Annotated in this window: 28 protein-coding genes and 1 pseudogene; 12 read left to right on the top strand and 17 right to left on the bottom strand. The window is 68.3% G+C overall.

Features of this window, described 5'->3' with window-relative positions; genetic code table 11:
• Positions 1 to 4: 4 nt before the first annotated feature.
• The 3 genes from ACSQ86_RS22395 to gpmA form a co-directional block, all read right to left on the bottom strand.
• Positions 5 to 766, bottom strand: coding sequence for a HesA/MoeB/ThiF family protein (locus ACSQ86_RS22395; RefSeq protein ID WP_436296432.1), 762 nt, complete (start codon positions 764 to 766; stop codon positions 5 to 7).
• A gap of 55 nt (positions 767 to 821) precedes the next feature.
• Entirely contained in the window at positions 822 to 2264 is a 1443-nt protein-coding gene (locus tag ACSQ86_RS22390; protein WP_436305119.1) for a S41 family peptidase, read from the bottom strand.
• 99 nt (positions 2265 to 2363) lie between these two features.
• A complete protein-coding gene (gpmA, locus tag ACSQ86_RS22385) occupies positions 2364 to 3107 on the bottom strand; it encodes a 2,3-diphosphoglycerate-dependent phosphoglycerate mutase (RefSeq protein WP_093105867.1) in 744 nt (247 codons plus the stop codon).
• 72 nt (positions 3108 to 3179) lie between these two features.
• On the opposite strand from gpmA, the gene ACSQ86_RS22380 reads away from it, so the two are divergent.
• From ACSQ86_RS22380 to nadA, 6 genes are all read left to right on the top strand, one after another.
• Positions 3180 to 3587 carry a rhodanese-like domain-containing protein gene (locus ACSQ86_RS22380; RefSeq protein ID WP_436293401.1) on the top strand — a complete coding sequence of 136 codons (408 nt, stop codon included), beginning with the start codon at positions 3180 to 3182 and terminating at the stop codon, positions 3585 to 3587.
• A gap of 20 nt (positions 3588 to 3607) precedes the next feature.
• Positions 3608 to 3868, top strand: coding sequence for a glutaredoxin 3 (grxC, locus tag ACSQ86_RS22375; protein ID WP_093105873.1), 261 nt, complete (start codon positions 3608 to 3610; stop codon positions 3866 to 3868).
• A 109-nt stretch (positions 3869 to 3977) separates the two neighbouring features.
• Positions 3978 to 4442, top strand: coding sequence for a protein-export chaperone SecB (gene secB / locus ACSQ86_RS22370; RefSeq protein WP_093105876.1), 465 nt, complete (start codon positions 3978 to 3980; stop codon positions 4440 to 4442).
• Between the two features lie 25 nt (positions 4443 to 4467).
• Positions 4468 to 5469, top strand: coding sequence for an NAD(P)H-dependent glycerol-3-phosphate dehydrogenase (locus ACSQ86_RS22365; protein ID WP_436309609.1), 1002 nt, complete (start codon positions 4468 to 4470; stop codon positions 5467 to 5469).
• A 32-nt stretch (positions 5470 to 5501) separates the two neighbouring features.
• Positions 5502 to 6380, top strand: a complete 879-nt coding sequence (gene nadC, locus ACSQ86_RS22360; protein ID WP_436309608.1) for a carboxylating nicotinate-nucleotide diphosphorylase — start codon at positions 5502 to 5504, stop codon at positions 6378 to 6380.
• 3 nt (positions 6381 to 6383) lie between these two features.
• Positions 6384 to 7499: a quinolinate synthase NadA gene (gene nadA / locus ACSQ86_RS22355; RefSeq protein ID WP_436305116.1), complete on the top strand. Its 1116-nt coding sequence runs from the start codon at positions 6384 to 6386 to the stop codon at positions 7497 to 7499.
• A gap of 15 nt (positions 7500 to 7514) precedes the next feature.
• Here nadA and ACSQ86_RS22350 read toward each other — a convergent pair whose 3' ends face one another.
• The 7 genes from ACSQ86_RS22350 to ACSQ86_RS22320 all read right to left on the bottom strand — a co-directional run bounded on the left by ACSQ86_RS22350 (position 7515) and on the right by ACSQ86_RS22320 (position 13293).
• Positions 7515 to 7889: a 6-carboxytetrahydropterin synthase gene (locus ACSQ86_RS22350; protein WP_436309607.1), complete on the bottom strand. Its 375-nt coding sequence runs from the start codon at positions 7887 to 7889 to the stop codon at positions 7515 to 7517.
• Between the two features lie 113 nt (positions 7890 to 8002).
• Positions 8003 to 8641 carry a 7-carboxy-7-deazaguanine synthase gene (queE, locus tag ACSQ86_RS22345; protein WP_436309606.1) on the bottom strand — a complete coding sequence of 213 codons (639 nt, stop codon included), beginning with the start codon at positions 8639 to 8641 and terminating at the stop codon, positions 8003 to 8005.
• Between the two features lie 6 nt (positions 8642 to 8647).
• Entirely contained in the window at positions 8648 to 9478 is an 831-nt protein-coding gene (gene panC / locus ACSQ86_RS22340) for a pantoate--beta-alanine ligase (protein ID WP_436309605.1), read from the bottom strand.
• A gap of 13 nt (positions 9479 to 9491) precedes the next feature.
• The gene (panB, locus tag ACSQ86_RS22335; protein WP_436309604.1) at positions 9492 to 10370 is read right to left on the bottom strand and encodes a 3-methyl-2-oxobutanoate hydroxymethyltransferase; all 879 of its coding nucleotides are present in this window, start codon (positions 10368 to 10370) and stop codon (positions 9492 to 9494) included.
• A gap of 55 nt (positions 10371 to 10425) precedes the next feature.
• Positions 10426 to 11997: an L-aspartate oxidase gene (nadB, locus tag ACSQ86_RS22330; protein ID WP_436305110.1), complete on the bottom strand. Its 1572-nt coding sequence runs from the start codon at positions 11995 to 11997 to the stop codon at positions 10426 to 10428.
• Between the two features lie 180 nt (positions 11998 to 12177).
• Entirely contained in the window at positions 12178 to 12975 is a 798-nt protein-coding gene (locus ACSQ86_RS22325) for a segregation and condensation protein A (RefSeq protein WP_093106164.1), read from the bottom strand.
• A 111-nt stretch (positions 12976 to 13086) separates the two neighbouring features.
• On the bottom strand, positions 13087 to 13293 hold the full coding sequence (locus tag ACSQ86_RS22320) for a DUF3460 family protein (RefSeq protein ID WP_093105897.1): 207 nt from the start codon (positions 13291 to 13293) through the stop codon (positions 13087 to 13089).
• Between the two features lie 132 nt (positions 13294 to 13425).
• Here ACSQ86_RS22320 and ACSQ86_RS22315 point away from each other — a divergent pair, with 132 nt between their 5' ends.
• Together ACSQ86_RS22315 and ACSQ86_RS22310 are read left to right on the top strand one after the other, a co-directional pair.
• Positions 13426 to 14091, top strand: a complete 666-nt coding sequence (locus tag ACSQ86_RS22315; protein WP_436305109.1) for a hypothetical protein — start codon at positions 13426 to 13428, stop codon at positions 14089 to 14091.
• Positions 14092 to 14592, top strand: a complete 501-nt coding sequence (locus tag ACSQ86_RS22310; RefSeq protein WP_093105902.1) for an outer membrane protein assembly factor BamE — start codon at positions 14092 to 14094, stop codon at positions 14590 to 14592.
• Here ACSQ86_RS22310 and ACSQ86_RS22305 read toward each other — a convergent pair.
• Genes ACSQ86_RS22305 through metG form a run of 3 tightly spaced genes read right to left on the bottom strand, consistent with a single transcriptional unit; the run spans position 14589 to position 18593 of the window.
• Positions 14589 to 16265 (bottom strand): SulP family inorganic anion transporter, encoded by a 1677-nt coding sequence (locus tag ACSQ86_RS22305; protein ID WP_436305107.1) that lies wholly within the window; start codon positions 16263 to 16265, stop codon positions 14589 to 14591. The genes ACSQ86_RS22310 and ACSQ86_RS22305 overlap by 4 nt on opposite strands.
• Before the next feature lie 28 nt (positions 16266 to 16293).
• The gene (locus tag ACSQ86_RS22300) at positions 16294 to 16506 is read right to left on the bottom strand and encodes a hypothetical protein (protein WP_436305105.1); all 213 of its coding nucleotides are present in this window, start codon (positions 16504 to 16506) and stop codon (positions 16294 to 16296) included.
• Between the two features lie 8 nt (positions 16507 to 16514).
• The gene (gene metG, locus ACSQ86_RS22295; RefSeq protein ID WP_436305104.1) at positions 16515 to 18593 is read right to left on the bottom strand and encodes a methionine--tRNA ligase; all 2079 of its coding nucleotides are present in this window, start codon (positions 18591 to 18593) and stop codon (positions 16515 to 16517) included.
• An 84-nt stretch (positions 18594 to 18677) separates the two neighbouring features.
• Here metG and ACSQ86_RS22290 point away from each other — a divergent pair, with 84 nt between their 5' ends.
• The 4 genes from ACSQ86_RS22290 to ACSQ86_RS22275 all read left to right on the top strand — a co-directional run bounded on the left by ACSQ86_RS22290 (position 18678) and on the right by ACSQ86_RS22275 (position 20574).
• A complete protein-coding gene (locus tag ACSQ86_RS22290) occupies positions 18678 to 19217 on the top strand; it encodes a DUF1697 domain-containing protein (RefSeq protein ID WP_436305103.1) in 540 nt (179 codons plus the stop codon).
• Positions 19218 to 19285: 68 nt separating this feature from the next.
• Positions 19286 to 19579 (top strand): hypothetical protein, encoded by a 294-nt coding sequence (locus tag ACSQ86_RS22285; RefSeq protein ID WP_436305102.1) that lies wholly within the window; start codon positions 19286 to 19288, stop codon positions 19577 to 19579.
• Positions 19566 to 19895, top strand: coding sequence for a hypothetical protein (locus ACSQ86_RS22280; RefSeq protein ID WP_093105917.1), 330 nt, complete (start codon positions 19566 to 19568; stop codon positions 19893 to 19895). The genes ACSQ86_RS22285 and ACSQ86_RS22280 overlap by 14 nt, the downstream gene beginning before the upstream one ends.
• Before the next feature lie 7 nt (positions 19896 to 19902).
• The gene (locus ACSQ86_RS22275) at positions 19903 to 20574 is read left to right on the top strand and encodes a YceH family protein (protein ID WP_436305100.1); all 672 of its coding nucleotides are present in this window, start codon (positions 19903 to 19905) and stop codon (positions 20572 to 20574) included.
• Here the strand turns inward: ACSQ86_RS22275 and ACSQ86_RS22270 are convergent.
• The 4 genes and pseudogenes from ACSQ86_RS22270 to ACSQ86_RS22255 all read right to left on the bottom strand — a co-directional run bounded on the left by ACSQ86_RS22270 (position 20575) and on the right by ACSQ86_RS22255 (position 25033).
• Positions 20575 to 21788: pseudogene (locus ACSQ86_RS22270) on the bottom strand (patatin-like phospholipase family protein).
• Between the two features lie 45 nt (positions 21789 to 21833).
• Positions 21834 to 22775 carry a CysB family HTH-type transcriptional regulator gene (locus tag ACSQ86_RS22265; RefSeq protein WP_436305098.1) on the bottom strand — a complete coding sequence of 314 codons (942 nt, stop codon included), beginning with the start codon at positions 22773 to 22775 and terminating at the stop codon, positions 21834 to 21836.
• Positions 22776 to 22881: 106 nt separating this feature from the next.
• Positions 22882 to 23838 carry an ABC transporter substrate-binding protein gene (locus ACSQ86_RS22260; protein WP_436309603.1) on the bottom strand — a complete coding sequence of 319 codons (957 nt, stop codon included), beginning with the start codon at positions 23836 to 23838 and terminating at the stop codon, positions 22882 to 22884.
• Positions 23839 to 23875: 37 nt separating this feature from the next.
• Complete coding sequence (locus tag ACSQ86_RS22255; RefSeq protein WP_436305095.1) at positions 23876 to 25033, bottom strand: c-type cytochrome; 1158 nt, start codon at positions 25031 to 25033, stop codon at positions 23876 to 23878.
• Position 25034 lies beyond the last annotated feature (1 nt).

Below are 25034 nucleotides of genomic sequence, written 5' to 3'. Positions count from 1 at the left end.
TTCTTCAGCCGGCACCCGGCCGGTGCCCGCACACGCTGCAGCCCGGATCGCGGGCGACGCGCAGGGTGTCGAAAGCCGTCCGGCGCCCGTCGAACATCAGCAGGCTGCCGGCCAGCGAGGGGCCGATGCCGGCCAGCAGCTTCAGTGCCTCGCCGGCCTGCAAGGTGCCAATGGTGCCGACCACCGGCGCGAACACGCCGAGCACGGCGCAGCGCGTTTCCTCGAAGTGGGCATCGGGCGGAAACAGGCAGGCATAGCAGGGCGAGGCCGGATCTCGCGCGTCGTACACGCTCAGCTGGCCGTCGAAGCGGATCGCCGCGCCGGCCACCAGCGGCCTGGCATGGGCGACGCAGGCCCGGTTCACCGCATGCCGGGTGCTGAAGTTGTCGCTGCAATCGATCACCACGTCGGCCTCGGCGACCAGCCGCGCGAGCAGCGCATCGTCGGCGCGCAGGCGGTGCGTCTCGATGCGGATGTCCGGATTGATGCCGCGCATCGCCTCGGCGGCCGATTCGACCTTGGCCATGCCCACCCGCTCCGTGCCGTGGGCGATCTGGCGCTGAAGGTTGGTGAGATCGACCTCGTCGTCGTCGACCAGCGTGATGCGGCCGACGCCGGCCGCGGCGAGATAGAGCAGCACCGGAGAGCCGAGCCCGCCGGCACCGATCACCAGCGCATGGCCCGCACTGACGCGCGCCTGGCCGTCGATGCCGAACTCTTCGAGCAGGATGTGGCGCGAATAGCGCAGCAGGTCTTGGTCTTCCATGCGCTGCGCGGTCGATCGCCGGGGGGCGGTGGCTCCCGCGGGGAGCCGCCCGGGATCAGTTTTCCTTCTTTTCTTCCTTGTTCTCGACGATCACCTGCGTCTTGCTCACCAGCACGGGCTGACCCTTGAGCCGGTTGAAGGCCTGCATGAGCGGGAAGTCCTTGTCGGTGCCGAACTCGGGCACCTTGCGGTCCTGCGGCGGCTTCTTGGCTTCTTCCTCGAGCCGCTTACGGGCCTCGTCGCGGGCTTTTTCGCGCTCGGGGTCCTTGCTCTCCGGGCCCTGGCCGCTCGCCAGGTGCTTTTCGAGGTCGGCCTCGCGCATGCGCAGCGCGGCGAAGGGGCTGCCCTCGGCGCTTTCGTCGACCAGCACGTTCGGCACGATGCCCTTGGCCTGGATCGAGGTGCCGCTCGGCGTGTAGTAGCGCGCCGTCGTGATCTTGAGGCCGGTGTCGGGGCCGAGCGGGCGCACCGTCTGCACCGAACCCTTGCCGAAGGTCTGGCTGCCCATCACGACGGCACGCTTGTGGTCCTGCAGGGCGCCGGCCACGATTTCGCTGGCGGAAGCCGAGCCTTCGTTCACGAGCACCACCAGCGGCACCGTCTTGAGCGCCGCAGGGAGGGTGCGCAGCGGATCGCTGCCCGCGCGCCGCTGGTAGAACTCGGGCGCGGCCTTGTAGACCGACTTGCTCTCGGACAGCTGGCCGTCGGTGGAGACGACGGTGACGTTCTCGGGCAGGAAGGCGGCCGAGATGGCCACCGCCGCATCGAGCAGGCCGCCCGGATCGTTGCGCAGGTCGAGCACCAGGCCCTTCAGGTTGGGTTCCTGCTTGTAGATCTCGTCGACCTTCTTGACGAAGTCGTCGACCGTGCGTTCCTGGAACTGCGACAGGCGGATCCAGCCGTAGCCCGGCTCCATCACCTTGCCGCGCACCGACTGCGTGCGAATCTCCTCGCGCGTGATGGTCACCGGGAAGGTGCGGTTCTCGTCCTTGCGGAAGATCGTGAGCAGCACCTTGGTGTTGGCCTCGCCGCGCATGCGCTTGACGGCCTCGTTGAGCGAGAGGCCGCGCACCGCGGTGTCGTCGATCTTAGTGATCAGGTCGTTCGGCTTGAGGCCGGCGCGGAAGGCGGGGGAGCCCTCGATCGGCGACACCACCTTGATCAGGTTGTCCTCCTGCGAAATCTCGATGCCCACGCCGACGAAGCGGCCGGTGGTGCCCTCGCGAAATTCCTTGAAGGACTTCTTGTCGAAATACTGCGAATGCGGATCGAGCCCGGCGACCATGCCCGAAATCGCATCCGAGATGAGCTTTTTCTCGTCGACCGGCTCGACATAGTCGCTCTTCACCATGCCGAACACCGCAGCGAGCTGCTGCAGTTCTTCGAGAGGGAGAGGGGCCAGGGAGCCTCGTGCAACGGTTTGCAACGAGACGGTGGTCAGCGCGCCGGCCACGGCGCCGGCTGCAACCCAGCCGGTGATTTTCAATTTCTGGCCCATGTGTAAACGTCCTTGTCGCCTGTCAATCCAATATACACAGCTTGGAAGCAAGTTGTCTGCCGGGGTTCCGCGTACCCGTCGAAGCTGGAGCGGTTTTCGTCATGCCTTGCCTTGCGCAGCCACCGCGGCCACGGCTTTTTCGGCCGCCGCGGCGTCGCCGAGGTAGTAGTGCCGCAGCGGCTTGAGCTCGTCGTCCAGCTCGTAGACCAGCGGAATGCCGTTCGGGATATTGAGGCCCACGATGTCGTCGTCGGAGATGCCGTCGAGGTATTTCACCAGCGCCCGGATCGAATTCCCGTGCGCCGACACCACCAGCCGGCGCCCGGCGCGGATCGCCGGCGCCATCGATTCGTTCCAGAAGGGCAGCACGCGCGCCACGGTGTCCTTGAGGCATTCGGTCAGCGGTACCTGCTCCGGCGGCAGCTTGGCGTAGCGCACGTCGGCGCGTTCGCAGCGCGGATCGTTCGGCTCCAGCGGCGGCGGCGGGGTGCTGTAGCTGCGGCGCCAGACCAGCACCTGCTCGTCGCCGTACTTCTTGGCGGTTTCGGCCTTGTTGAGGCCCTGCAGCGCGCCGTAGTGGCGCTCGTTGAGGCGCCAGGAGTGCACCACCGGCAGCCAGGTGCGGTCGAGTTCGTCCAGCGTATGCCAGAGCGTGCGGGTGGCGCGCTTGAGCACGCTGGTGTAGGCGACGTCGAAGTCGTAACCCTCGGCCTTCAGGAGCCGCCCGGACTGCTTGGCCTGCTCGATGCCGGTGGCCGTCAGGTCGACGTCGGTCCAGCCGGTGAAGCGGTTTTCGAGATTCCAGGTCGATTCGCCGTGGCGGATCAGTACCAGTTTGTGCATGGGGGAAGGCCTTTGGAACGCAAGCGAAAAGTCGACATTCTAAAATCCGGGGTTTGCTACTCAAGGAACACCGTGAAATTCATCGTCGACAACTGGATGCTGATCCTGATCGCGCTCAGCTCGGGCGGCATGCTGGCCTGGCCGCTGCTGCGCGGGGCCAACGCCGGATCGCTCACGGCGCAGGGCGCGGTGCAGCTCATCAACCGCGAACGCGCGGTGGTGGTCGACGTGCGCGAACCCGAGGAGTATGCAGCCGGTCATGTGACCGGCGCGAAGAACGTGCCGCTCAACCAGCTCGACGAAAAACTCGCTGCCGCGGTCAAGAACAAATCGGTGCCGCTGCTTCTGATCTGCGCCACCGGTGCGCGGGCCCAGCGCGCGGTGGCCACGGCCAAGAAACTCGGCTACGAGCAAGCGCAAGCGGTGGCCGGCGGACTCAAATCCTGGAAAGAGGCTAACCTGCCGATTGAAAAAGCCTGAACTTCCCGGATATACGCATGATGCAAGCCGTCAAGATGTACACCACCGCCGTTTGCCCCTATTGCATTCGAGCCAAGCAAATCCTCAAGGCCAAGGGCGTCGATCAGATCGAGGAGATCCGCGTCGACAGCGACCCCCAGGCCCGCGTCGCGATGATGAACACCACCCAGCGGCGCACCGTGCCGCAGATCTTCATCGGCGACACCCACGTCGGCGGCTGCGATGACCTGATCGCGCTCGACGGCCGCGGCGGCCTCATCCCGCTGCTGCAGGGCGCCTGAAGCCGCGGGGCGATAATCGCCCCTTTCGCATCCTCGCAGACCCATCCTCCAGCCCGCTCTCGGGACCTTCTCCCCGGCGGGCGTTGTTTTGACCCTCGAAAGTTCAGCCATGGCCGACCAGCAAGCCCAAGATCCCGTCTTCCAGATCCAGCGCGTCTATCTGAAAGACCTGTCGCTCGAGCAGCCCAATTCGCCTGCCATCCTGCTGGAGCAGGAGCAGCCGACCGTCGACATCCAACTCGGCGTCGATGCCCAGCCCGTGACCGACGGCATCTTCGAGATCACCGTCTCGGCCACCGTGCAGACCAAGATCCAGGACAAGACCGTGTTCCTGGTCGAGGCCAAGCAGGCCGGCATCTTCGAGATCCGCAACCTGCCCGAAGACCAGATGGGCCCGATCCTGGGCATCGCCTGCCCGCAGATCGTCTACCCCTACCTGCGCGGCAACGTGGCCGACGTGATCCAGCGCGGCGGTTTCCCGCCGGTTCACCTGGCCGAAATCAACTTCCAGGCCATGTTCGAACAGCAGCAGGCCCAGGCGGCGGGCCAGCCCTCGCCGATCGTCACGCAGTAAGCGCAACGCAACTGCGCCGCCGCCGATGAAGATCTGCGTGCTCGGCGCCGGTGCCTGGGGCACGGCGCTGGCGGTCAATGCGGCCGGCCGCCATCCGGTCACCCTGTGGGCGCGCGATGCAGCCCAGGCCGAGGCCATGTCGGCGGCGCGCGAGAACCAGCGCTATCTGCCCGGCATTGCGCTGCCGCCCTCACTCACCATTCGCGCCGGCGATGCGCTCGCCGCGCTCGAGGGCGCCGATCTCGCGATCGTCGCGACGCCGATGGCGGCCTTGCGCGAACAGCTCGTTCTTTTGCGCGACGCCGCCTACCCGGTGGCCTGGCTTTGCAAAGGCGTCGAGCCGGCGCGCGCGGACCCGGGCGCCGTGGGGCTGCTGGGCCACGAGATCCAGGCCGTCGTCGCGCCCGATCTGATGGCCGGCGTGCTGAGCGGCCCGAGCTTTGCGCAGGAAGTCGCGCAAGGCCGGCCCACGGCGCTGGTTGCCGCCAGTCTCCATACGCAGCTGCGCGATGCGCTGGTCGCGGCCTTCCACGGCCCGACCCTGCGCGTTTATGCCAACGACGACATCGTGGGCGTCGAGGTCGGCGGCGCCGTCAAGAACGTGCTGGCGATCGCGACCGGCCTGGCCGACGGCCTGGCGCTCGGCCTCAATGCGCGCGCCGCGCTGATCACGCGCGGCCTGGCCGAAATGACGCGCCTCGGCGTCGCCCTCGGCGCCCGGGCCGATACCTTCATGGGGCTCTCCGGCCTCGGCGACCTCGTGCTCACGGCCACCGGCGATCTCTCGCGCAACCGCAAGGTCGGCCTGCTGCTGGCCCAGGGCCGGACGCTGGCCCAGGCGGTGGATTCGCTGGGCCACGTGGCCGAGGGCGTCTACTGCGCGCGCACCGTGGTGCAGCGCGCGCGCCATCTGGGCGTCGAAATGCCGATCGCCGACAGCGTGGTGGCGCTGCTTGACGGCCGCGTGCGGCCTGCGGAGGCGGTCGCTGAACTGATGGGGCGCGAGCCGGGCGTGGAATCCGGATGAAACCCATGTGACCCCGCTAAGCAAACAGAACAATGGACGACAACTTTTTCGATTTTTCCCCGGCCCGCGTGGCCGAGCTCGCGCAGACCGATGCCGCGCGGGCGTTGCGCGAGGACGCCGGCGACGGCGACCTCACGGCCGGCCTGGTGCCCGCCGGCGGGCGCGCCACGGCGCGAGTGCTGCTGCGCGAGCCCGCCGTGCTGTGCGGCGCACCGTGGGTGGAGGCGGTCGTGCGGCAGCTCGATCCGCAGGCCCGCATCGTGTGGCATGGTGCAGAAGGCACACAGTGCGCGGCCGAGCAGACCGTGCTCGAAATTTCGGGCGATGCGCGGGCCCTGCTCACTGCCGAACGCACCGCGCTCAACTTCCTGCAGCTGCTGAGCGCCGTCGCGACGCGCACCGCCGCCTACGTCGAAGCGGTCCGCGGCACGCGCGCCGCCATCGTCGACACCCGCAAGACCCTGCCGGGCCTGCGTCTGGCGCAGAAATACGCGGTGCGCGTCGGCGGCGGTACCAACCACCGCATCGGCTTGTACGACGCCATCCTGATCAAGGAGAACCACATCGCCGCCGCGGGTGGCGTCAGCGCCGCGCTGCAAGCCGCCGCGCGCGTGGCCGGCCAGGCAAAGTTCGTCGAAATCGAAGTCGAGACGCTGGACCAGCTCGACGAGGCGCTGGCCCAGGGCGCGCGGATGGTGCTGCTGGACAACATGGACCTGCCGACCTTGCGCGAAGCCGTGCGCCGCAACGAGGCGGCCGGAAAGACCCGCGCGGTGTTGGAGATCTCCGGCGGCGTCACACTCGAGAGCGTGCGTGCCCTGGCCGAGACCGGCGTCGATCGCGTCTCGGTGGGCGCGCTGACCAAGGACATCAAGGCCATCGATTTTTCGATGCGCTTCCAGGAGGGCTGAGCCGTGGCGACTTCCGTCATCAGCGTCGACTACGAGCAGCCGGCCGAAGCCGGTGCCGCCTGCGACACGCGCCATGCCTGGGCGCGCGTCCCGCCCGAGCCGTCGCCAACCGAACGCGCAGCGCTGAAGCAGCGTATCCGCCGCCTGCTGCGCGAGCGCGATGCGGTGATGGTGTCGCACTACTACGTGCATCCCGACCTGCAGGACCTGGCCGAGGAAACCGGCGGCCTGGTGAGCGATTCGCTCGAGATGGCACGCTTCGGCCGCGACCATGCGGCAAGGACGCTGGTGGTTTCGGGCGTGCGCTTCATGGGCGAGACCGCCAAGATCCTGTCGCCCGAAAAGCGTGTGCTGATGCCCGATCTCGACGCCACCTGTTCGCTCGATCTCGGCTGCCCGGCCGATGCCTTCAGCGCCTTCTGCGACCGGCATCCGGACCGCACGGTGGTCGTCTACGCCAACACCAGCGCGGCCGTGAAGGCGCGCGCCGACTGGCTGGTGACTTCAAGCTGCGCGCTCGACGTGGTGCGTGCGCTGGCGGCGCAGGGCCGCAAGATCCTCTGGGCGCCCGACCGGCACCTGGGCGACTACATCCGGCGCGAAACCGGCGCCGACATGGTGAGCTGGGAAGGCGCCTGCATCGTGCACGACGAATTCAAGGCGCTCGAGCTGGAACTGCTGAAAGAGGCCCATCCGCGGGCCAAGGTACTGGTGCACCCGGAAGCGCCGGCCGACGTGATTGCGCTGGCCGATGCGGTGGGCTCGACCTCCGGCATCCTGAATGCGGCGCAGCGCATGGATGCTGCCGAGTTCATCGTCGCCACCGACAGCGGCATGCTGCACAAGCTGCGCACGCTCAATCCCGGCAAGATCTTCATCGAGGCGCCCACGGCCGGCAACGGCGCCACCTGCAAGAGCTGCGCGCACTGCCCCTGGATGGCCATGAACGGCCTGGCCGACCTGGCGCGCGTGCTCGAAACGGGCGCCGGCGAGATCCATGTCGACCCGGCGCTGGGCCTTCGCGCACGCGTGCCGATCGATCGCATGCTGGCTTTCACGGCGGGGCTGAAAAACGGCCAGCCGGCCGGCAGCTTGGTCGCCGGCATCGGCGCGGCCTGAGCCGAGCCTCCGGCGTCAGGCGCCGAGCTCCAGCACGCACTCGTCGCCCAGCGCATCGCGCCAGACGCGCACCCGCGAGGGCAGCGGCCGCATGCCGGCCAGGGCCTTGGCGATGAACAGGCAAAGATTTTCCAGCGTGGGGATGCCCAGGCCCGGCACATCGTCGAGCAGGTGATGGTCGAGTCGCTCGCGTACGGCATTCAGATGTCCGCGCAACACGCCGAGGTCGATGACCATGCCGGTTTCGACATTGAGCGGGCCGCGTACGGCGACCTCCGCGTGGTAGGTGTGGCCGTGGATGCGGCGGCTGCCTTCGGCGTCGATCTCGCGCCGCAGGGTGTGGGCAGCGTCGAAAAAGAAGCGCTGGCTGATGGTGAGTTGGGTGGACATTGGCGTCAGTCGGGGAACACCGCGGAACCGGCTTTGCCGGGCCGCTGGTGTTGCCCCCGGAGAGAGGGTTGGCGGACCACACGAAGTGGGGGAGCCTGGGGGAGAGCTAAATTTCAGCGGATCCCGGTCAGTTTGTGGGTCTGCAGGCTGAGCCGCCAGCCGGGGCGGTGCATGCAGGTGTCGATGCACAGGGCCGTGTTCTCGGTCTGTGCCGGACCGTCCATCGGCTGCAGGAAGCGGTGCGCGAAGTGGCTGTCGGCCTGCAGCGCGTCCAGGTCGAGGCCGGGCTGCGGCCACACCACCTTGAGCTCCTGCCCCGTGCGCTGGACCCAGGGCGCGCCGGCCTTCGGGCTGATGCAAAGCCAGTCGATGCCTTCGGGCGCAAGGACAGTGCCGTTGCTTTCCACCGCGATCCGGAAGCGGCACGCATGCAGCGCGGCGATGAGCGCCGCATCCACTTGCAGCAGCGGTTCGCCGCCGGTGAGCACGACCATCCGGTGCTTGGCGTCGCCGGCCGGCCATTGCGCGGCGATGGTGTCGGCAAGCAGCTCGGCGTTGGCGAACTTGCCGCCCAGCGTGCCGTCGGTGCCGACGAAATCGGTGTCGCAGAAGCGGCAGATGGCGCTCTCGCGGTCGCTCTCGCGGCCGCTCCACAGGTTGCAGCCGGCAAAGCGGCAGAACACGGCCGGCATGCCGGCCTGGGCGCCTTCGCCTTGCAGGGTGTAGAAGATTTCCTTGACGCTGTAACTCATGAAGACTCAGAGGTCGATTTCCAGGTTGTCGATCAGCCGCGTGGCACCCAGGCGCGCCGCGGCCAGCGCAACCAGCGGCTCGCCGGGCGCCGGCGCCTGCAGGTCGGCGCGGCGGCGCAGTACCAGGTAGTCGGGCTGCCAGCCGCGCTCTTTCAATGACTGCATCGCGCGCGCTTCGATCGCAGCCAAGTCGCGCTCGCCCGAACGCAGCGCGCTGTCCATGGCTTGCAACGCCTTCGACAGCTGCACCGCTTCCGCGCGCTCGGTCTCGCTCAGGTAGCCGTTGCGCGAGGACAGCGCGAGGCCGTCTTCGGCGCGCCGGGTCTCGCTGCCCACGATCTCGATCGGCAGCGCGAACTGCCGCACCATGTGGCGGATGACCATCAGCTGCTGGTAGTCCTTCTTGCCGAACACCGCGACGCGCGGCTGCACGCAGCTGAAGAGCTTCATCACCACGGTGCAGACGCCGACGAAGAAGCCGGGCCGGAAATGGCCTTCGAGGATGTCGGCCAGCACCGGGTCCGGATGCACCTTGCAGGTCTGCGGCTCGGGGTAGAGCGCCTTTTCGTCGGGCGCGAACAGAAGGTCGCAACCGGCCGAGCGCAGCTTCTCGCAGTCGCTGTCCCAGGTGCGCGGATAGGTGTCGAAGTCCTCGTGCGGCAGGAACTGCAGCCGGTTGACGAAGATGCTGGCCACCGTGACGTCGCCCAGCGGCTTGGCCTGGCGCACCAGGGCCAGGTGGCCCTCGTGCAGGTTGCCCATGGTGGGAACGAAGGCCGGGCGCTGGAAGTGGCTCAGGTGTTCGCGCAGTTCGGGGAGGGTGCGGGCGATGTGCATGGTCGTGATCTGCCTACCAGGCGTGGAGTTGGTCGTCGGGGAAGCTGCCGTCCTTCACCGCACGCACATAAGCTGCAAGAGCCTCTGCGATGCCGGGCGCATCGGCCATGAAGTTGCGCACGAACTTCGGCATCTTGCCGAGGTTGATGCCCAGCATGTCGTGCAACACCAGCACCTGGCCGGCGGTGCCGCGGCCGGCGCCGATGCCGATGGTGGCGCAGTGCTTCAGCTCGCCTGTGAGCTCGGCGGCCAGGGCGGCCGGCACCATCTCCAGCACCAGCATCGCCGCGCCCGCATCCTGCAGCGCATGGGCCTGCTGTTTCAGCAGGGCCGCCGCTTGCTCGCCCTTGCCCTGCACGCGGTAGCCGCCCAGCGCATGCACCGTCTGCGGCGTGAGGCCGAGGTGCGCGCACACCGGGATGCCGCGCTCGACCAGGAAGCGCACGGTCTCGGTGGTCCAGCCCCCGCCTTCGAGCTTGACCATGTGGGCGCCGGCCTGCATCAGTACCGCGGCGCTGGCGAGCGCCTGCTCGCGCGATTCCTGGTAGCTGGCGAAGGGCAGGTCGGCGACCAGCCAGGCCGTGCCCTGCACGCGGTGCAGCCCCCGAAAGACGCTCTCGGTGTGGTAGCGCATCGTGTCCAACGTCACGCCCACGGTGCTGTGAAGGCCCTGGCAGACCATGCCCACGGAGTCGCCGACCAGGAGGCATTCGACGCCCGCCGCATCGGCCATGGCGGCGAAGGTGGCGTCGTAGGCGGTCAGCATGGTGATCTTCTCGCCGCGCGCATGCAGGTCCGCCAGGCGCGGCAGGCTGAGCGGCTTGCGCAGCGAGGGCGGGGAGGTGGGCGGCAGGGTGCCGTAGGGAGTGGCGGAGCCGGCGGCGTTCGACATGGTGGGCTTCTTCAACAGTGGCGCAGCGCGCCGTAGGTTCGAACCGGGCGGCGCCTCAGGCGGCCGGCGGTACCAGGATGGTCGGTGCCGCGGGCGCGGCGAGCGATGGATAGTCGCGGCTGAAATGCAGGCCGCGGCTCTCGCGCCGCGCCTGCGCCGAGCGCACGATGAGCTCGGCCACCTGCACCAGGTTGCGCAGCTCCAGCAGGTCGCGCGTGACGTGGAAGTGGGCGTAGAACTCCTGGATCTCGCTGTTCAGCAGCGCGATGCGATGGGCGGCGCGCTCCAGCCGCTTGTTGGTGCGCACGATGCCCACGTAGTCCCACATGAAGCGGCGCAGCTCGTCCCAGTTGTGCGAGATGACCACGGTCTCGTCGGCATCGGTGACGCGGCTGTCGTCCCAGGGCGGCAGCTCGGCGCCGGCGTGCGCCGGCGCCTCCGCGATGGCCTGTGCGGCCGCGCGTGCGAACACCATGCATTCGACCAATGAGTTGCTGGCCAGGCGGTTGGCGCCGTGCAGGCCGGTGCAGGCGGTCTCGCCGATGGCGTAGAGGCCCGGCACGTCGGTGCGGCCGGCGAGGTCGCTCAGCACGCCGCCGCAGGTGTAGTGCGCGGCCGGCACCACGGGAATGGGCTCGCGCGTGATGTCGATGCCCAGTTCGGCGCAGCGCGCGAGGATGTTGGGAAAGTGTTCCTGCAGGAAGGCCGGGCTCTGGTGCGAGATGTCCAGGTGCACGCAGTCCAGCCCGTGCTTCTTCATCTCGAAGTCGATGGCGCGCGCCACCACGTCGCGCGGCGCCAGCTCGGCGCGCGCATCGTGCGCGGGCATGAAGCGGGTCCCGTCGGGCAGCTTGAGCAGTCCGCCCTCGCCGCGCACCGCCTCGCTGATGAGGAAGGACTTGGCATGCGGGTGGTAGAGGCAGGTTGGGTGGAACTGGATGAACTCCATGTTCGCCACCTGGCAGCCCGCGCGCCAGGCCGCGGCGATGCCGTCGCCGGTGGCCGTGTCGGGGTTGGTGGTGTAGAGATAGACCTTGCCGGCGCCGCCGGTGGCCAGGATGGTGTGGGGCGCGCGGAAGGTGACCACCTCGTCGGTCGCTGCGTTCAGCGCATAGAGGCCCAGGCAGGCCGGGTCGGCCAGTCCGAGCTTGCGGCCCGTGATGACGTCGACCAGCGTGTGTTCTTCGAACAGTGTGATGCCGGGCGTGCGGCGCACGACCTCGATCAACGTGCGCTGCACTGCGGCGCCGGTGGCGTCGGTCACGTGCACGATGCGGCGCTGGCTGTGGCCGCCTTCGCGCGTCAGGTGCAGTTCGCCGTTCTCGAGCGAGAAGGGCACGCCGAGTTCGCGCAGCCAGGCGATGGCCTCGGGCGCGTGCTCGACCACGAAGCGGGTGGCGGCCAGGTCGCAGAGCCCGGCGCCGGCGACCAGCGTGTCGTCCACGTGGGACTGCAGGCTGTCGTCTTCGCCCAGCACCGCCGCGATCCCGCCCTGCGCCCACTGGCTGGAACCGTCGTTCAGCGCGCGCTTGGTGAGCACGGCCACGCGGTGCGTGGGCGCCAGGTGCAGCGCGGCACTGAGGCCGGCCAGACCGCTGCCGACGATGAGGACGTCGAACTCATGCATATATCGCTCACCCCCAGGCTTGCCCACTTCGTGTGGCCGCCACCGCCCTCACCGGGGGCGCCACCAGCGGCCCGGCGAAGCCGGTTCCGCGGTGTCTCCCGAATGGGCCTGGCTTCGCCGGCCTCGAATTGATGACCACGCGTCGGGCAACGGCCGGCCGGCGCGCTGAATAGAGCAACATCATGCCGGGGCGTAGGCCAGCCGCACGTAGATCGGCGCGAAGGCCTCGGCCTGCGTGATGTCGATCAGCGTTTCCTTCGCGAGTTCGAGCATCGCGATGAAGGTGACGATCAGCACCGGCACGCCGCGCGTGACGTCGAACAGCTTCTCGAACTCGACGAACTGCCGCCCCTGCAGGTGGCGCAGCACGATGCTCATGTGCTCGCGCACGCTGAGCTCCTCGCGCGAGATCTTGTGGTGCTGCACGAGCTTGGCGCGCTTCAGGATGTCGGCCCAGGCCTCGCGCAGGTCGACCACGTTCACGTCGGGAAAGCGCGGCTTGAGCGACTGCTCGATGTAGACCTGCGCCTTCCAGAAATCGCGCCCGGCCTGCGGCATCGCGCTGATCGAAGCGGCCTGCAGCTTGGCCTGCTCGTACTCGAGCAGGCGGCGCACCAGTTCCGCGCGCGGGTCCTCGACCTCCTCGCCCTCGGCCGTCTTCTTGGGTGGCAGCAGCATGCGCGACTTGATCTCGATCAGCATCGCGGCCATCAGCAGGTACTCGGCCGCGAGCTCGAGGTTGGTCTGGCGCACCTGGTCCACATAGGTCAGGTACTGCCGCGTCAGTCCTGCCATCGGGATGTCGAGGATGTTGAAGTTCTGCTTGCGGATCAGGTAGAGCAGCAGGTCCAGCGGCCCTTCGAAGGCTTCGAGGAAGACCTGCAGCGCCTCGGGCGGGATGTAGAGGTCGTTGGGCAGCGCGAACAGCGGCTCGCCGTAGAGCCGCGCGAGCGCGACCTGGTCGATCACCTCGGGCATGGCCGCGATCGGCGGCGCGTCGTCGTCGACGACGTCCTCTGCCTCCAGGGCACGGGCATCGTCGCCCGCCATGGTGGCCCGGGAGTGCGCTACAGGCCGGATGGGCACTTGTTACTTCACGCGCGTCTGGTAGACGTAGGGCTGCTGCGGCACATTGGCCTGGCCGTACTCCTCGAGCGCGTCGCGGTCGAGGTGCTTGTCCCACAGGAGTGCGCGGCCGGCGCGCTGTTCGGCTTCGAGCGTCGGCTTCTTTTCCTTCATCTCTTCGATGAAGTTCGTGATCTCGGAGGTGTAGTGAGGGCGGGCGAAGATGGACATGGGGGTTTGGACCTTTGCGGCGAATTTTACCGGGGCTCAATCCCGGCCATCCGGCACCGGTGGATTCCTCATTGTTGGAGGGGTCGCCATGCGCTAGCGTGGCGGCTCCCAAACACCACAAGGAGACTGCTCATGCGCCGACTTTCGCTGTACCTCGCTTCGATGGCCGCGACGGCCATTGCACTGGCGGCCTGCAGCGGCATGACCGGTACGCCGCAAAGCAAGATGAGCTTCTTCCTGACCAGCACGAACCCCGGCAAGGGCGCCGACTTCGGCGGCCTCGCGGGCGCCGACCGCTACTGCCAGAGCCTGGCGGCGAGCGCGGGCGCCGGCGGCCGGACCTGGCGCGCCTACCTGAGCAACAGCGCCTTGGCCGGCAGCCCGGCGGTGAATGCGCGCGACCGGATCGGCAGCGGCCCGTGGCTCAACGCCAAGGGCGAGTTGATCGCCAGCAATGTCGACGGGCTGCACGGTCCCGACAACAAGCTCAACAAGCAGACGGCGCTGACCGAAAAGGGCGAAACCATCAGCGGAAGCGGCGACGCGGTCACCCTGCACGACATCCTGACCGGCTCCTCGCCCGACGGCCGTGCCGTGAGCGACGGCAAGGACAACACTTGCGGCAACTGGACCAAGGGTGGCGAGGGCTCGGCCATCGTGGGTCACCACGACCGCAGGGGGCTGGACGACAGTGCGCCCGCGAAGTCCTGGAACTCCTCGCACCCCACCCGCGGCTGCAGCCTGGACGCTCTCAAGTCAACCGGCGGCGGCGGCTTGATGTATTGCTTCGCACAATAAATGAGGCTCACCCCCAGGCTTGCCCACTTCGCCGCTTTGGCGGCGGTGCTGTGCCTGGGGGGCTGCGATCGACAGCGCATCAGTGAGCTTGAAGAAGGTGTCTCGACCGAGGCCGATGTGCGGACCCGCTTCGGCCAGCCGGAAAACATCTGGGACGCGCCGGGCGGCCGTGTCTTCGAGTACAACCGCCAGCCCCAGGGCCAGAAGAACTACATGATCACTATCGGCCCCGACGGCAAGATGAGCGCGCTGCGCCAGGTGCTCACGCCCGAGAACTTCGCCCGGGTGCAGCCCGGCATGGCGATGGAAGATCTGCGCCGGCTGCTGGGCAAGCCGGCCAGGCGCACGCCGTACCCGCTCAAGAACGAGACCGCCTGGGAATGGCGCTGGCTCCAGCCGCCGAATTCGCCGATGGTGTTCGTCGCCACGCTCAATGACGACCAGCGCGTGGTGCGCACCGGTTCTTCGCCCGACCGCAGCACCGAAGCCAATTCGAACTAGTGCGCGGCCTGGCCCGGCGCGCCCGAGGTGATCTCGTCCGCGAAGCCCGAGCGCACGATCACTTCGAGCGGTTGCGGCTGCAGCGACTCGATGCGCAGCACGCCGTCGCGCGCCAGCACCGCCTTGTGCAGCTGGCGCAGCGCGTCCAGGCCGGTGGCGTCGAGCGAAATCAGCTGCATCGCATCGAGCACCACCGTCATGCCGCGCGGGGCCCGCTCGACGGCCTGCACGGTCGGGTCCAGCTTGGCTGCGGCGCCGAAGAACAGCGCACCGTAGAGCCTGAAGGTCAGCACCGGCGGCTGCAGCGACACCATCTCGATGCTGAACAGCGTGCTCATGCGCCGGATGAACAAGGCACAGGCCAGCACGATGCCCGCCTGCACCGCCACCGTGAGGTCGAACACCACGGTGAGGAAGAAGGTGCCGAGCATCAGGAACCGGTAATGCTGGCTGAAGCGGCGCAGCATGTAGGGGGAGAACTCGTGCCATTCGCCCATGTTCCAGGCCACGAAGACCAGGATGCCGGCCAGCACCGCCAGCGGCACGTGCTGCGCGAGCGGCGCTGCCACCAGCACCACCACCAGCAGCGTGAGCGCGTGCACGATGCCGGCGATGGGCGAGCTGGCGCCGGCGCGCACGTTGGTCACGGTGCGCGCGATGGTGCCGGTGGCCGGCATGCCGCCGAAGAAAGGCGTGACCAGGTTGGCGATGCCCTGCGCCATCAGTTCCTGGTTGGGATCGTGGCGCGGCTGGCCGCTGGCCTGGTCGGCCACGCGCGCGCACAGCAGCGACTCGATCGCGCCGAGCAGCGCGATGGTGATCGTGGGCGTCACCAACTGCTTGACGGTTTCCCACGAGAAATCGGGCAGTGCGAAGCCCGGCGCGCCCTCGGGAATGCCGCCGAAGCGCGTGCCGATGGTCTCCACCGGCAGGCTGAAGCCCCAGGACACCAGCGTCAGCGTGACCAGCGCGACGATCGGCCCCGGCATGCGCGAGCCGGCGCGCACGGCGCGCAGCTCGGTCATGCGGCCCAGCACCAGGTGCACCGCGTAGCCGAAGCGCGTCTTGTCGTGCAGGAGCTTCGGCCAGGCGAACAGGCCGATGAGGCAGACCAGGCCGAGCCCGAAGGCGTAGGGATTGAAGCTGCCGAGGTTCTTGGCCAGCGTGTGCAGCTGGGAGAACATGTCGGCCGGCATCTTGGCGATCGAGAGGCCGAGCCAGTCCTTGAGCTGCGAGATCAGGATCAGCGCCGCGATGCCGTTGGTGAAGCCGATCACGATCGACACCGGCACGTAGCGGATCAGGTTGCCGAGCCGGAACAGCCCCATCAGCAGCAGCAGCAGGCCCGCGCAAGCGGTGGCGATCAACAGGTTCGCCACGCCGTAGCGCTCGACGATGCCGTAGACGATCACGATGAAGGCGCCGGCCGGCCCGCCGATCTGCACCGCCGAGCCGCCCAGGGCCGAGATCAGGAAGCCGGCGATGATCGCGGTCCAGATGCCGGCCTCGGGCTTGAGGCCGGAGGCGATCGCGAAAGCCATTGCGAGCGGCAGCGCCACGATGCCCACCGTGGCGCCGGCGCCGAGGTCCTTGAAGAAGCGTTCCCTGTCGTAGCCGGCCAGCGCGTCGATCAGTCGGGGGCGGAAGGGCGCAAGCTTCAATGGCGAGGTCATGACGCTATTGTGGATGCGCCTTTTTCGCTCAACGGTCTTCGCTGTCGGGCAGCACGGCATCGGCCGCGGCGCCTACTGCCTTGCCCGTGATGCGGGCGGTGCCGATCGCGGCATCGGCCGCCAGGCCGACCGCGCCGGCGCCCACGCTCACCACCGTGCTGGCGACCGTGACCACCGCGCAGCCGCCAAGCGGCAGGCCGAGGGCCAGGGTCAGAGCGGCGATGAGGGCGCAGCGGTTCATGAGCGGCGCTAGCGTACCCGCATGCCGGGCGTTGCGCCACTCGTCGGCTCGAGCACGTAGATGCCGGGCTGGGCCTTCTCGTCGGCATGGCTGGCGGCCAGCACCATGCCTTCGGAGATGCCGAACTTCATCTTGCGCGGCGCCAGGTTGGCGACCAGCACCGTGAGCTTGCCGACCAGCTGCTCGGGCTCGTAGGCCGAGGCGATGCCGGAGAAGACGTTGCGGGTCTTGCCCTCGCCGGCATCGAGCGTCAGGTGCAGCAGCTTGGTCGAGCCTTCGACCTTCTGGCAGGCCACGATCTTCGCGATGCGCAGGTCGATCTTTGCGAAGTCGTCGATGGTGATGGTCGGGGCGATGCCTTCGCCGCCGGGGAGGGCGGTGGCGGGAGCGGCTTCCGGGGCCGGCTCGGGCGGCTCGAACAGCTGGTCGAGCTGCTTGGCGTCGACGCGCTGCATCAGGTGCTTGTATTCGCCGATCGGGTGGCCTGAAGGCAAGGGTGCATGAACGTCGCTCCACGCCAGCGGATCGATCTTCAGGAATTCTTCGACCTTGCTTGCGAGCGTCGGCAAGACGGGCTTGAGGTAGAGCGTCAGCAGGCGGAAGGCCTCGATGCAGGCCGAGCACACGTCGTGCAGCCGCGCCTCCTGGCCTGCCTGCTTCGCGAGCTCCCACGGCTTGTTGGCGTCGACGTACGCGTTCACATGGTCGGCCAGCGCCATGATCTCGCGCAGCGCGCGTGCGAAGTCGCGGCTGTCGTAGAGGGCGCGGATGTTCTCCGCTTCGAGGCGCAGCACCTCCAGCACATGCAGGCCGTCGCTGCTGACCTGCCCCAGATGGCCGCCGAAGCGCTTGGCGACGAAGCCGGCCGCACGGCTGGCGATGTTGATGTACTTGCCGATCAGGTCGGCGTTCACGCGTGCGATGAAGTCGTCGGGATTGAAGTCGACGTCTTCCACCTTGGCGTTGAGCTTGGCCGCGATGTAGTAGCGCAGCCATTCGGGGTTCATGCCGATCGAGAGGTACTTGAGCGGGTCGATGCCGGTGCCGCGGCTCTTGCTCATCTTCTCGCCCGAGACCGTGATGAAGCCGTGCACGTTGACCTGGCTCGGCGTCTTGCGGCCGCTGAACTGCAGCATCGCGGGCCAGAAGAGCGTGTGGAAGTAGACGATGTCCTTGCCGATGAAGTGCACCTGCTCCACCGCCGGATCGGCGACGAATTCGTCGAAGCTTTGCGATGTGCGCGAAGCCTCGTGCCAGTGGGCGGCGGCCTGGCCCTTGTCGAAGTGGTTCTTCAGGCTCGCGAGGTAGCCCACGGGCGCATCGAGCCAGACGTAGAAGTACTTGCCCGGCGCATCGGGAATCTCGATGCCGAAGTAGGGCGCCTCGCGCGAGATGTCCCAGTCGGCCATGCCGGCCTCGAACCACTCGCTGGCCTTCTTCGCCATCTCGGGCTGCAGCTTGCCGTCCTGCGTCCACGTCTTCAGGAAGTCGACCACCTTCGGGTCGGAGAGCTTGAAGAAGAAGTGCTCGGAGCTGCGCAGCTCGGGCGTTGCGCCGGTGAGCGTCGAATAGGGGTTGATCAGCTCGGTCGGTGCATAGACGCTGCTGCAGACCTCGCAGGCGTCGCCGTACTGGTCCTTGGCGTGGCACACCGGGCATTCGCCCTTGATGTAGCGATCGGGCAGGAACATGCCCTTCACCGGGTCGTAGAACTGCTCGATGGTGCGCGTGGCGATCATGCCGCCCGCCTTGAGCTTCCTGTAGATGCCCTGCGCCAGCTCGGTGTTCTCGGCGCTGTCGGTCGAGTGCCAGTTGTCGAAGCGGATGTGGAAGCCGTCGAGGTATTCCTTGCGGCCCGCGGCGATCTCGCCGACGAATTCCTGCGGCGTCTTGCCGGCCTTTTCGGCCGCGATCATGATCGGCGCGCCATGCGCGTCGTCGGCGCCCACGAAGTGCACCATGTGGCCCTGCATGCGCTGGAACCGCACCCAGATGTCGGCCTGGATGTATTCCATGATGTGGCCGACGTGGAACTTGCCGTTGGCATACGGCAGGGCGGTGGTGACGAAAAGCTTGCGCTGGGACATCGGGGAGGCGCTTTCTGGGGGAACGGAGGAGCCGGCGGGAGGGGCATTTTAGGCGCCGGGCGCGACTGATAGATTCCGCGGGACATGAAGCACGCCGTCTTCTTCCGCAACCTCAACCTGGGCCGGCCGAACTGCCCGACCCGGGCGCAGTTCGAGGCCGCCTTCCTGGCGGCTGGTGCCGGGTCGGCTTCCTCCTTCCTCACCAACGGCACGCTGGTCTTCGAAGCGCGAAACAAGACCGAGGCGCGCAAGGTGCTGGCGCAGGCCTGCGAAGCGCTTGCGGCCGAGTGCGGATTGCGCGAGCCGGCCTTCCTGCGCAGCGTGGACCGCCTGGCCGAGCTCGTGGCTCTCGATCCCTTCGCAGCCGTCGATCGCGGCAGCGTCTACGAAGTCTGCGTGTCCTTCCTCGGCGCCAGGCGCGGGGCGCTGCCCGCGCTGCCGCTGGTCTCGAAGCGCCAGGACGTCGAAGTCCTTCACGCCACCGAGGGCGAGGCCTTCAGCATCAGCCGCGTGGTCGGCAACACGCCGGGCAGCCCGAACGCCTTCCTCGAAAAACTGCTGGGCGCACCGGCGAGCACGCGGGCCTGGAACACGGTCGTGCGGCTGGTCGAGAAGCATTGCTGAGCCGCCTAGCAAACCAACCGTGGGTGCGGTGTGGTGACAAAAGGCACACAGCAGGTTAGGATGCCGGCATGAAGTCTTTTCGGTGGAGCCCGGAGAAAAACGACATGCTCAGGGCAGATCGAGGAGTCTCTTTCGAGAGCGTTGTTGTCGCTATCGAATCGGGCGGCTTGCTGGATATCCTGGCCCACCCCGATCAGGTGAAATATCCGAGGCGGCGAGTACTCGTCGTGGCTTATGACGGCTATGCGTATTTGGTGCCGTTTGTCGAAGAGGAAGACTATTTCTTCTTGAAGACCGTCATCCCGAGCCGCAAAGCGACACGCGACTATTTGAATACGGGTGAATCAGATGCAGAACATTGACGACAACGAAAGCGAAATTTCCAGCGCCTACGACAAGGGAAAACTCAAGTCGGTCGCCACCAAGAGCGAGCTTGCCAAGTTCAAGGCGGTGGCGCGGGCCACCGCCATCAAGGATCGGCGCGTCAATATCCGCCTTTCCTCCGGCGACTTGAACGACATCCAGGTCAAGGCCCTCGAAGAAGGCATGCCCTATCAAACCTTGATTGCCAGCGTGCTTCACAAGTACGTCACGGGCCGCCTGGCAGAGCAGCCCGAACGCACCACTCCCTCGCCGCGCGCCGCCGCGCGCAAGCGGCGTCCCAGCTCCGCGAGTTGACTCGGTCATGACTCCGACCCTCCCCACCCTCTCCCTGATCGAAACCCGCGTGCTCGGCGTGCTGGCCGAGAAGCAGCGCACCGTGCCCGACAGCTATCCGCTGACCTTGAATGCGCTGGTGGCCGGCTGCAACCAGAAGACCAGCCGCAATCCGCTGATGGAGGCCTCGGACACCGACGTGCAGGCCGCGCTCGACAGCCTCAAGGGCTACAGCCTGGTGATGGAGACGAGCGGCGGGCGCGTTTCGCGCTACGAGCACAACATCGAGCGGGTGCTGCGCGTGCCCTCGCAGTCGGCCATCCTGCTGACGGTGCTGATGCTGCGCGGCCCGCAGACCGCCGGCGAGCTGCGCATCGCCTGCGAGCGCATGCACAACTTCGCCGACATCTCCTCGGTCGAGGCTTTCCTCGACGAGCTCGCGGCCCGGCCGGCCGGCGCGCTGGTGCTGAAGATGTCGCGCCTGCCCGGAGCACGCGAGAGCCGCTGGGCCCATCTGCTCGCCGGCGAGCCGCCCGAGAGCACGCCGGAGACCCGCACCGCGAGCGGTCCTCAGGATGCCTCGCTCGGTGAAGTGGCGGCGCTGAAACTCAACGTGGCGCGGCTCGAGGCGGAGGTTGCCGCGCTCAAGACCCTGACGGCGCGGATCTGCTCCGAGCTCGGCATCGCCAACGACGGCTGATCAGGCCGGCGCCCAGCCGAAGAAGCGACGCACTTCGTTGCGCTGCTTCAGCGTATCGGCCCGCCCGAGCGCCATCAGCTCGCGCGTGAAGCCCTGATCGAAGAGCAGGTAGCTCGCGAGCGCCGCACCCTTGACCTCGTTGTGGCCCGAGAGCGCGTCGCGGCCGCCGAACAGGCGGCGCACCGCGCCGGGCAAGGCGCCCACATGGCGCGCGGCGATTGCGTCGATGCGCTCCGAGGGCGAGATCAGCAGCAGCTCGACCGGCCGCAGGCTCGTGCTCTGCCGCGCATCGGGCGGGATCAGCGCGAGCGTCTGGTTGATGCGCCGCAGGCGCTCGACGTCGACCGCCAGCGCATCAAGGAAGATGCTCGACAGTGCATGGCCCGCGATCTGCGCCATGGTCGGATAGCCTTGAAGGTGTTGGGTGCGGGTGCTTCGCGCGGCTCGCTCATGCGGCCGGCGCCCACGGCGAGGATGCGCTGCGCGCCCAGGTGGATGGCGGCCGCGATCGGCGCCGACTGGCGCATCGAGCCGTCGCCGAAGTACTCGGTATGGCCGCCCAGGTCCAGGCCGGTGGACGGGAATACGAAGGGAATGGCCGAGGAGGCCAGCAGATGCGCGTGCGTGATGCGCCCCGGCACCGCGATGCGCTGCGAGCGCACCCAGGGTTCCATCGGTGCGGCCGCGTCGAAGAAGGTGACGTGCTCGCCCGAGCTGTAGCTCGACGCGGTCACGGCCAGTGCCTGCAGGTGGCCGTCGCGCATCAGTTGCGGCAGGCGCTCGAGCGGCACCATGCGCTCGAGCAGCTCGGCCAGCGGCGCGTTGTCCAGCAGCGAGCGCGGCGCGAGGCGCAGCCACTTGCGCAGCAACTGGCCCACGCCCAGCAGCAGGCGCCAGCGCGCGCCGGCATCGAGCATGGCCAGCGAATCGGCGCGGTACACCTGCTCGGTGCGAAAGCCCTGCCACACGTCGGCGATGCGCCGCACGGTGGCGTCGAAGTCGTCGCTGCCGCAGGCCAGCGCCGCGGCGTTGATGGCGCCGGCCGAGGTGCCGGTGATCACGGCGAAGGGATTGCCCTGCGTCCCCGCACCCGCAGCGAGCCGCAGGTCGGCAATGGCTTCGAGCACGCCGACCTGGTAGGCGGCGCGGGCGCCGCCGCCGGTCAGCAGCAGGCCGGTGGCGGGCAGGGGGGCGGATTCGGGCGGTGGTGGCATGAAGGGCGCCCAAGCGTACCCGCCCTTCGGCCCTTCCGCACGGTCCTAGGCTTCGTCGAGCACCGGCGAATCCGAAGCCAGCGCCTGCTCCACCACCTCGCGCGTCAGCGTCGGCGCAAAGGATTCGATGAAGGCATGCACATAGCCGCGCAGGTAGCTGCCGCGCCGCACCGCGAGCTTGGTGAGGTTGATGCCGAACAGCGGGCCGGCATCCAGCGCGCGCAGCTGCGTGTCGCGCTCGGCCTCGTAGGCAATGCCGGCGACGATGCCCACGCCCATGCCGAGCTGCACATAGGTCTTGATCACGTCGGCGTCCATCGCGGTCAGCACGATGCCGGGCGCGAGGCCCTGTTCCTCGAAAGCGTCGTCGATCTTCGTGCGGCCGGTGAAGCCGGTGTCGTAGGTGATCAGCGGATAACGGGCCAGCGCCTCCAGCGTGAGCGCTGCATCGAGCAGCGCATGCCCCGGCGGCACGATCACCGAATGCGTCCAGCGGTAGCAGGGCAGGGCCACGAGCTGTGGATAGTCGCCCAGCGCCTCGGTCGCGATGCCGACGTCCGCCTCGCCGTCGATCAGCATTTGCGCGATCTGCTTGGGCGAGCCCTGGTGCAGATGGAGCTTGACGTCGGGGAAGTGGCTGCGGAACTCCTGCACCGCCACCGGCAGCGCATAGCGCGCCTGCGAATGCGTGGCTGCGATGGAGAGCAGGCCGCTTTGCCGCGCGACGAATTCCTGCCCCGCATGCCGCAGGTTGCTGCTCTCCATCAGCATGCGCTCGATGATCGGCAGCACATGGCCGCCGGGTTCGGTCAGGCCGGTCAGGCGCTTGCCGGCGCGCACGAAGAGCTCGATGCCGAGTTCTTCCTCGAGTTCGCGGATCTGCCGGCTCACGCCGGGCTGGGAGGTGTGGAGCGTGTGAGCGACTTCGGTGAGGTTGAAGCCGCAGCGCACGGCTTCGCGCACCGAGCGCAGTTGTTGGAAATTCATAGGGCTCGAACGGAGAACGGCGCCGCAAAGGGCGTGGCGCGCCATTGTCCGCAGGGGCCTCGGATCTGGGAACGACCGATTCGTTGATTCCAAATAATCAACTCATCTAACCGTTCGCAGAGAAGGACAGGTCGAAGGTGGAACGTACATCCAGCGGCTGCTTGATGAGCCCGACCTGGCTGTAGAAATCGGCGGTGCCCTGCTGGTCGGCAATCACCCGCGCATCGATGGCCACCCATTTCTGCTGGCGACGCTCGAACTGCAGCTTCGCGGCGTCGGCCGGGATGCCGATGATGCGTGCCAGCGTGGCCGAGAAGGCATCGACATTGCGGTACGACCAGCGCTGCGCGCGCACCACGCGCTGCAGGAAGTCCTGCAGCACCGGCCGCTTGGCGGCGATCGCTGCATCGGTGGCGGCCAGGTAGCTCAGGCCCGGCAGCAGGCCGCGGCCGCTCGCCAGCACCCGCGCATGCCCGCTGGTTTCGGCCTGCGCGGTGTAGGGCTCCCAGGTGGCCCAGGCGTCGACCGAGCCTTGCGTCAGCGCGAGCTTGGCATCGGCCGGGGCGAGGAAGCGCAGGTTCACGTCCTCCGGCTTGAGGCCGGCCGTCGTGATGGCCTTCAGCGTGATGTAGTGGCCGATCGAGCCGCGGTTGGTCGCGATGCTCTTGCCCTTGAGGTCGGCGGCGGTCTTCAGCTGCGAGTCGGGCCGCACCAGCACGGCCGTGCCGTAGGCATCGGAACGGTTGGCGCCGATCGCCTTGACGCGCGTGCCGGCCGCGAGCGCGAAGATCAGCGGCGCATCGCCGATCGGCCCCGAGTCCACGGCTTCTGCATTGAGCGCTTCGGCCAGCGGCGCGGCGGCCGGGAACTCGGACCACTGGATGTCGTAGCTCAGGCCTTCGAGGCTGCCGGCCGCTTCGAGCAGCGCGCGCAGGCCGCCTTTCTGGTCGCCGGCCTTGAGCACGGGGCGCGATTGCGCATGCAGCGCGGGGGCCGGCAGCGCGAGGCTGGTGGCGCCGGCGAGCGTGTGGGTGATGAAGCGACGGCGGGATGCTTGGGTCATGAAGAAGACTCCTTGAATGTGATGAAAGAGGGCGGGCTCAGTGCACGAAGCCGCCCTTGACGAAGCGCACCGGCTCGGCGTCCATGCGCGCGATCAGGGCGCCGAGGCCGTCGGTGAGCGAAGCGTCTTGCGCGTCATGCGGCACCGCCTCGGTGCGGCACAGCAGGTCGTCCTCCGACCAGCCGGCCTGGCCCGGCGCGCTGCGAGCACGCAGCCAGCCGCCGCGGTCCGCCAGCAGTTGCGTGCCGGCCAGTTGTTCCGTGCCTGCGACCAGTGCAAAGGCGTCCCAGGCATTTGGGTCGGCGATGCAGTCGATGCCGGACTGCGAGGAGGTGTCGCCCGGAGGTCGCAACAGCACGGTCACCAACCGCGGGTCTTCGAGCAAAGGCGCCGCCGCGGCCGAAGCCACGATGCGCAGGCGCTGGCCGCGCCAGCTCGCGAGCGTGCGCGGTGTGCGGCCTTCGCAGCGCACCGCGACATCGGGCAGACCGATGGGCTGGGCCCAGAGGCCGGTCGCGCGCAGGCTCTGTCCCGCGCCCTGGGCCTTCATGAAATCGATCAGCGCCCAGGCCTCGCGCGCACCGAACAGCCCGTCGAAGGCCGGCATGGTGGGCGCGCCGCGCCTGTCCTGCATGCCGTGGAGCACGCGCCACAGCAGGTCGCCATCGGCGCGCCGCCACAGGAGCGGGCCGCTGAGGTTCGGCGGCCACACGGGCTGTGCGGCTGCCAGCGGACCCTGGCCGCGGCCGTCCGCGCCATGGCAGCCGATGCAGTGCTGCGCATAGAGCGCGCGTCCCTGCGCGATGGAGGCCGCGCTGAAGCCGGTGGGCGAGCGATGGAAGCTCGCGGGATAGGCCGGCACCAGCACCACATGGGCCTCGGGCCAGGGTGCGACGGCCAGCAGCAGCGGAACCATCGCGACGAGCACGATCCGCCGCCGGCGCCAGACCAGCGCGAGCAACAAGGCAAGCAGCGCAGCCGCGAGCACCAGCAGCGTGAGCGCGAGCCGCCGTGCCTGGCCGAGATCGATCAACAGGTTCTCGCCCGACAGGCGCAACGCCCATGGCCAAGCCGGCTGGCCATGGCTGGTGCCCGCGAGTCCGAGCCACGCGAGCAGCCGCAGCAGGCCGAGTTGCGCAGCCTGCAGAAAACCGATCAGCGCGTTGAGCCCATCGGCCTCGGCCAGCGGTGTCATC

The organism is Variovorax sp. LjRoot130, from assembly GCF_964253755.1.
Lineage (GTDB): Bacteria > Pseudomonadota > Gammaproteobacteria > Burkholderiales > Burkholderiaceae_C > Variovorax.
The sequence above is the reverse complement of the archived record's forward strand: the minus strand, read 5'-3'. Positions and strand labels throughout refer to the sequence as shown.